Raw genomic sequence first — 6577 nt, 5'->3', positions numbered from 1 at the left:
GGAGAGGGGTTGGGGTGAGGGGATCACAAAACCTACCCTTGTAAGCCAGCCCCCTCGCCCACTGGACACGGGCGAGGGGGAGCCGACCGTTTTGTATCATGCATTGCGACAGAACTGCACAATTAAAGCCCCTCGCCCGCGCACGGGAGAGGGGTTGGGGTGAGGGGATCACAAAACCTACCCTTGTAAGCCAGCCCCCTCGCCCACTGGACACGGGCGAGGGGGAGCCGACCGTTTTGTATCATGCATTGCGATAGAACTGCACAATTAAAGCCCCTCGCCCGCGCACGGGAGAGGGGTTGGGGTGAGGGGATCTTAAAACCTTCCTCGGGTACGGGTTCAATCTTCAGCGTCGTTGCTAAACCCAATAATCCTTCCGCTAGCCAAGAGCCAAAAGCCCATAACCTCATCCCCTTCGTGGATCAAACGATGGTTGTTGAAATTCGAGGCTTAACCTATACTGAATCAAGGGATCGAATTAGTGTGAGGTCTACCAGATGAGTGTTGATGCCGCCTTGGCATGGGTTGACGAGCGCCACGATCAGCTGTTGGCTCGATTTAGCGAATTGCTGCGGATTCCCTCAGTGAGTACCGACCCTGCGTTTGCTGCCGATGTGCAGCGCTGTGCAGATTGGCTCGTCGGCGATTTACAACGGATTGGCTTTGCCAATTGTCGTGCGATTGCGACCGCTGGCCATCCAGTTGTTTATGGTGAATGGCTCAAGGCTGGGCCAAATGCGCCAACTATTTTGGTCTATGCCCATTACGATGTTCAGCCAGTCGAGCCACTTGAATTGTGGGAAACCCCGCCATTCGAGCCACGGCTTCATGATGGCAGGTTGTATGCGCGTGGCTCAATCGACGATAAATGTGGCGCATTTGCCAACTTAATCGCCTTTGAATCGCTGCTTGAAACCACAGGCACACTGCCGGTCAATATCAAAGTAGTTTTCGAGGGCGAAGAAGAAACTGGATCGCCAGCAATGGAGCCGTTTGTGCGCGAGCATAAAGAGTTGCTGGCAGCAGATTTGATGTTGATTTGCGATGGCGGCTCGATGCCCGACCAACCTTTAATGTTCTACACAGCCCGCGGCATTATCGGGGCCGAAGTGAAGGTAACGGGGCCAAGCCATGATTTGCATTCTGGTTTAGTTGGCGGGGCGGTGCAAAACCCAATTCATGTGGTAGGAACAATTATCGCTGCACTCCACGACCAAACTGGGCGCATTCAAATTCCTGGCTTCTACGCTGATGTGCAAACACCATCGGAGACCGAACAAGGCTTGATGGCTGTTCAAGAGCAAGAATTTTTTGAAATGCTCAAGAGTGAAACAGGCCGCGACAAGTTTTGGGCCAACGAACTTGGTTCATTAGTTGCACGCACCACGGCCTTGCCAACCTGCGATGTCAATGGGGTTTGGGGTGGCTATCAAGGAGTAGGTAGCAAAACGATCATCCCAGCTGAGGCAGGCTTCAAAGTAACCATGCGCCTCGTTGCCGACCAAGATCCACATGCGATTCTCGAGGCATTTAGCCAGTTTGCCCAGAGCTTTGCCAGCGAAACTGCCGCCGTGGTTGTGACGAAAGGCCCAGCAAGCTATCCCGTTAATTTGCTCTACGATGGGCCGGTGATCGAAGCCCTACAAGCGGCGTTTGAAGCAACGTGGGGCAAGCCTGCCACGCTCTATCGCCAAGGCGGCTCGGTGCCAATTATGGGCATGTTCCAGCGCGAACTTGGGATCAATTTGGCCACGTTAGGCTTTGGCACAGGCGAAAATGGCCATGCACCCAACGAATATCTGCTGGTTGATGAATTTTTCCGTGGGGTTGCAACGGCAATTCATTTCTACACAAATATGGGCCAGCAATCGGCGTAATTGTTAAATAAAGACCATCGAATGCTCCTCAATGCAATGCTACACGGAGCGTTCGATGGCCCAAAGCTGTGGATTTCGTTAATTTGGATCTGACGCTGGAATTCATGCACAAAATCAGCTGCGCTGGTTTTCCCCAGCGAGCGAGCGCAACGACTGACGGTGGTAAACGAAACAGCTGATTGCGAAGCCCAATTCGATCAGCGCTCCAGCGCTCACAGCAATTGACGCGGCGGCGGAGAGAAACACCAATCCAATAGCGGCGGCGGCAAGTGTCAGCCCTAAAATCCAGTAAAGTTGCATGCCATACAGCGTAGCAAAAACCAGATAACGACCACCAATCACAATCAACATGGCGCTAAAAAACCAAGCTGGTTGTTCCCGACCGAGGCCATAGGCAAGCGGCATACAGAAAACCAGCCAAAATGTGCTAGCTCCTGCTAATTGGCCAAGCGGATTGCCTTTGGTATGCGTTCCGCGTGCGCCAAGCAGTTTACAAATCACGATCGAAACGGGGTAGATGAGCATCCCACCTACTAAAAGTACGATGATTGCACGTTCGGCTGAGCCAGTAAGCGCAACACCCGCCGCGATCGACCATGCCAGCGCTGATGCCAAGATTCCAGCAGCACCGCTGTAGTAGCCTGCACGCATATCGGCTTGAGCAGCGGAAATTGACCAATCCATGTACCAGACCTCCTTGAGACACAGCTGCGTCCTACCATTCCTGAGCTTCGCCGCTTCGAGGTTCTCTCAGACTGAGCAGAATACCATACATCTACCCATGGACTAAGCAGATTACGCGGCTTGGATTTGTGCAATTGTGTCAAATTCTATGCCAATTGATCAACATTTCAGCTAAGATCAAGATTAAGCTGGTTGATTATGACGCGAGCGCTGCCAACGCCGCCAAGCCCAATCGCCAAACAAGACCAAAAGCAACGAAACGCCCATCAATGGCATGAAAATGCTCAAGACAACAATCAAAGCGACCATCCATTTTGGCACGACCTGCTCGTTAACGCGGCTAGGTACGCCCAATTTGCCCTTGGGTCTGCGCCACCACCACAAAAGAACGCCCGAAACACTCAGGCCAATCAGAATCAAACAGGTTAATACGGCAATAATTTTGGTTGGCCAACCATAAATCGCGCCAGTATGAATGGGATAGAAATATAAGGCCGCTTTGGCAGGCAAACCCAACATATTCCAACGCAGATCATCTAAAATCGTTCCGTTATATTGATCAACCCAAGCCATACGCATGTTGGGCAAATCGTGGCTGCTGCTCGTCGTAAAGCTAAATGCCTGTTCTGGTTTTTCGGGAATGAACAAGCTCCATTCTGCTGCATTACCAGTTGCCTGATAACGTGCTACTGCTTGATCAATGGTTAACGGCGTAGCATCTGCAGCAGCAGCAGCAGATCGCGGCGCACTAATATACGAGGCTGGCAATTGGCCACTTACAGCTAAACTGCCGAGCATCAAGGTGCCAGCTGCATAGGTAAAAATTAAGCCCGTCGCCATAATAACGACCGCCACAATTGCAAAATAGGCTCCTAAAACGCTATGCAGTTCGCGCAGAATTGCCCGTGGCTTGCCTGCCCAACGCACCCACCAACGCCCAGGCTTGCCGCTGCTGCGCCGCCACCACAAATACAACCCCGTCAAAACCGATGAAATGCTCCAGCCAACCATCAACTCAACGACCAAGCGCCCAAATAATCCAGCAAATAAGCTGCGGTGCAAGGTCAAAATCCAATCAAAAAAGCTCGAGTGATCTTGCATGCCCAACACTTGGCCCGTGTATTGATTGACATAGGCCGTCAGATCTTCGGTTTCGCTGAGATGCATGTGAATGCCCAACGAATGGGCAGGATCGCGATGTTGAAAAATATACTCAGCATGCGCATTCGGATAGGCCGCTTCTGCTGCCGCAACCAATTCGCCATAGCCCAACATCTGAGCTTGCGGAGCCACAACAAATAATTCAGGATACAGCACTGGCTCAAGCTCATCGCGAAACACATAGATCGCGCCCGCCAAGGAAACCACAAACAAAATCGGCGTAACCAACAGGCCTGCAATAAAGTGCCAGCGCCAAATTGCCGCGTAGAGTCGCGCTAAACGTTTCTTAGCGGTTGCCGCTGCTGGGCCATTCGTCGCCGCATCAGGGACGCGCGTAGGAGTTGAAGCAGTATCGAGCGCCATTCAGACCCATTCCTTTCGTGCAAGCCAAAGAGCCCTGCGCACAGCAACAGAGCACATTTGTGTATAAAGACAATTTAATCGGATAAAATAGATTTTATTACGCGGAGACTATACTAAATCTTGTTCTCTGCGTCAAATAGTGTGTTTAGGCTATAGGCTTTGGGCTATTGGCTTTGGGCTATTGGCTATTGGCTTTGTGGGGTTTTGACTTTTGACTTCATCCCTGCTTTTGACTTTTATGTGTCGATTTCTGATAATAACGCCACAGCTAGCATGTCAAGGAGGACAGGATGCTTCACGGGAAAGTTGCGGTTGTCACGGGCGGAGCGATTGGGATCGGTGCGGCCACAGCCAAAATCTTAGCAGCTCAAGGCGCAACCGTCGTGATTGGCGATATTAATCAGCAAGCAGCCCTACAAACCGTCGAACAAATTCGTAGCGCAGATGGTCACGCTCATTTTTACGCTTGCGATGTGCGCAACGAGGCCGATATTCAGGCGTTGGTGCAATTTGCCCTCGAGCAAGGTGGCTTGGATATTATGATCAACAATGCAGGCATTGGTGGCCAACCAGCGCCGTTGCACCTGACCGAAAATCATAATTGGCAGCGCGTGCTTGACATCGATTTAACTGGAGTATTTTGGGGCCAAAAATATGCCAGTCAAGCCATGCTGGCAGGTGGCAAAGGTGGCTCGATCGTCAATGTGGCCTCGATTGCAGGCGTTGGCGGCTCGCCCAATTTAGGGCCATATGGTGTCGCTAAAGCTGGCGTGATTCAGATGAGCAAAACCGGCGCAATTGAGCTAGCTCCCGCTGGCATTCGGATTAATGCAGTTTGCCCAGGCTGGACCGAAACCGCCATTTTAGAGGGTTTCGAGCCAAGCGCCCATGAACGAATGATCCGCTCGATTCCGCTCAAACGCATGGGCACGCCCCAAGAAATCGCCGAATTGATCGTCTTTTTGGCTTCACCAGCAGCAAGTTTTATCACCGGAGCCGAATATATCATCGATGGCGGCATAACCAGCATGTAGCTTGTTTAGAGCGAAAGAGGTCGCTGTGGCCGAATATACGATTGAGCATCAGCTTGAGGCTGGCATCGAACGCATCATCTACACCCCACATCAACAACGCCAACAAACGCCAATTTTGCTAGGCCATGGCATGTGGCATGGAGCTTGGTGCTGGCAACCGTGGCAAGAATTATTGGCCGAATGGGGCTGGCAGAGCATCGCATTCAGCCTGCCAGGCCATGGCAAATCACCAGCCCAACGCCCGTATCGCTTGAATACGCTTGGCTATTATTACCGCACGCTCAAAGCCGAAATTGAGCGCTTGCCAATCAAGCCAATCTATATCGGCCACAGTATGGGCGGGGCCTTGGGCCAGTGGCATCTCGCCAAAGGCGGCGACGATTTGCCAGCGATGGTGTTGGTTGCGCCATGGCTGAGCCATAGCATGCGCCCAGTTTTTCGGAATGCGCAAAAACTTGATCCTTGGGGCGTATTGCTGTCGTGGCTTTCGCTCTCGGCAACGCCAACCATTCGCACGCCCAAACGCGCAGCTTTTTGGTTTCTCAGCGACAACGCAATTATCAAGCCCAAGCAACTGCATCGCCAACTTGCGCCAGAATCGGCCTTGGTTTTGTTGCAATATCGCTGGCCATTGTGGCGACCAGCCAAAAAGGTCAAAACGCCGCTTTTATGGCTGGCAGCCGAACACGATCGTTGCATTCCAGAAGTCTATTCACGGCCTTCCGCAGCTCATTACAACGCCGAATATTGGGTTATTCCTAAGGCCAACCACGATTTAATGTTCGAGGAGTCGTATCGCGAAACCGCCGAGTTAATCAATAATTGGTTGCAATCAATCGTCACAGGGAAGCAGCATGATCACGATTCAAACCTACAATTTCAATCAAGCATACGCTAAAGTCGAACAATTATGTCAATTAATCATTGATAGCATCGCCCAAGGAGCTTCAATTGGCTTTTTGCCGCCGCTCAGCCTTGCCGATGCAACCAGCTATTGGCAGGCGATCATCAGCGATCTGCAAGCAGAACAGCGGGTATTGTTGGTAGCGTTGGATGCTGATCAGATCGTTGGCAGCGTCCAGCTTGATCTGCCCAGCAAAGCCAACGCCAGCCATCGCGCCGAAGTGCAAAAATTATTAGTGCATTCGCAATTTCAACGCCGTGGCATTGCCCAACAATTAATGCACGAACTTGAGGCGGTTGCTCAAACCCATGGCCGTTGGTTGTTGGTGCTCGATACGCGCCAAGGCGATAAGGCCGAGTCGCTGTATCGCAAGTTGGGCTATCACGAGGCGGGGGTTATTCCTAATTTTGCCCGTAGTGCCGATGGGGAAACCCATGCAACGATCATGTTTTATCGCGAATTAGCCCATTAATCGCCAACTTGCATGACTACTCCTAATACGTTTATTAGGAAACCTGCTGCTTGGATTGAACATCCATGAATCCAAGCAGCAT

General features: G+C 51.6%; 6 protein-coding genes. 4 read left to right on the top strand and 2 right to left on the bottom strand.

The genetic code is table 11. The annotated features are described in order from the left end of the window. The first annotated feature begins 497 nt into the window (after positions 1–497). Complete coding sequence (locus C5S61_RS25405; protein WP_110520198.1) at positions 498–1877, top strand: dipeptidase; 1380 nt, start codon at positions 498–500, stop codon at positions 1875–1877. Positions 1878–1991: 114 nt separating this feature from the next. Here the strand turns inward: C5S61_RS25405 and C5S61_RS25400 are convergent, their stop codons facing one another. Together C5S61_RS25400 and C5S61_RS25395 are read right to left on the bottom strand one after the other, a co-directional pair. After that, entirely contained in the window at positions 1992–2561 is a 570-nt protein-coding gene (locus C5S61_RS25400) for a DUF7010 family protein (RefSeq protein ID WP_110520196.1), read from the bottom strand. A 183-nt stretch (positions 2562–2744) separates the two neighbouring features. Then, entirely contained in the window at positions 2745–4085 is a 1341-nt protein-coding gene (locus C5S61_RS25395; RefSeq protein WP_110520194.1) for a PepSY-associated TM helix domain-containing protein, read from the bottom strand. Between the two features lie 290 nt (positions 4086–4375). Between C5S61_RS25395 and C5S61_RS25390 the strand changes: the two genes are divergently transcribed. The 3 genes from C5S61_RS25390 to C5S61_RS25380 are packed head-to-tail and all read left to right on the top strand — an operon-like array spanning position 4376 to position 6495. Then, entirely contained in the window at positions 4376–5119 is a 744-nt protein-coding gene (locus C5S61_RS25390; protein WP_110520192.1) for an SDR family NAD(P)-dependent oxidoreductase, read from the top strand. A gap of 25 nt (positions 5120–5144) precedes the next feature. Next, positions 5145–6017 (top strand): alpha/beta hydrolase, encoded by an 873-nt coding sequence (locus C5S61_RS25385; protein ID WP_110520190.1) that lies wholly within the window; start codon positions 5145–5147, stop codon positions 6015–6017. After that, positions 5974–6495, top strand: coding sequence for a GNAT family N-acetyltransferase (locus C5S61_RS25380; protein WP_110520188.1), 522 nt, complete (start codon positions 5974–5976; stop codon positions 6493–6495). Before C5S61_RS25385 ends, C5S61_RS25380 begins: the two co-directional genes overlap by 44 nt. Positions 6496–6577 lie beyond the last annotated feature (82 nt).

The organism is Herpetosiphon llansteffanensis (assembly GCF_003205875.1).
GTDB classification, from domain to species: Bacteria; Chloroflexota; Chloroflexia; order Chloroflexales; family Herpetosiphonaceae; genus Herpetosiphon; species Herpetosiphon llansteffanensis.
The sequence above is the reverse complement of the archived record's forward strand: the minus strand, read 5'-3'. Positions and strand labels throughout refer to the sequence as shown.

Coding starts and splice junctions, on each gene's coding strand:
- C5S61_RS25405 (WP_110520198.1), top strand. CDS start 498: ATGAGTGTTGATGCCGCCTTGGCATGGGTTGACGAGCGCCACGATCAG.
- C5S61_RS25400 (WP_110520196.1), bottom strand. CDS start 2,561: ATGGATTGGTCAATTTCCGCTGCTCAAGCCGATATGCGTGCAGGCTAC.
- C5S61_RS25395 (WP_110520194.1), bottom strand. CDS start 4,085: ATGGCGCTCGATACTGCTTCAACTCCTACGCGCGTCCCTGATGCGGCG.
- C5S61_RS25390 (WP_110520192.1), top strand. CDS start 4,376: ATGCTTCACGGGAAAGTTGCGGTTGTCACGGGCGGAGCGATTGGGATC.
- C5S61_RS25380 (WP_110520188.1), top strand. CDS start 5,974: ATGATCACGATTCAAACCTACAATTTCAATCAAGCATACGCTAAAGTC.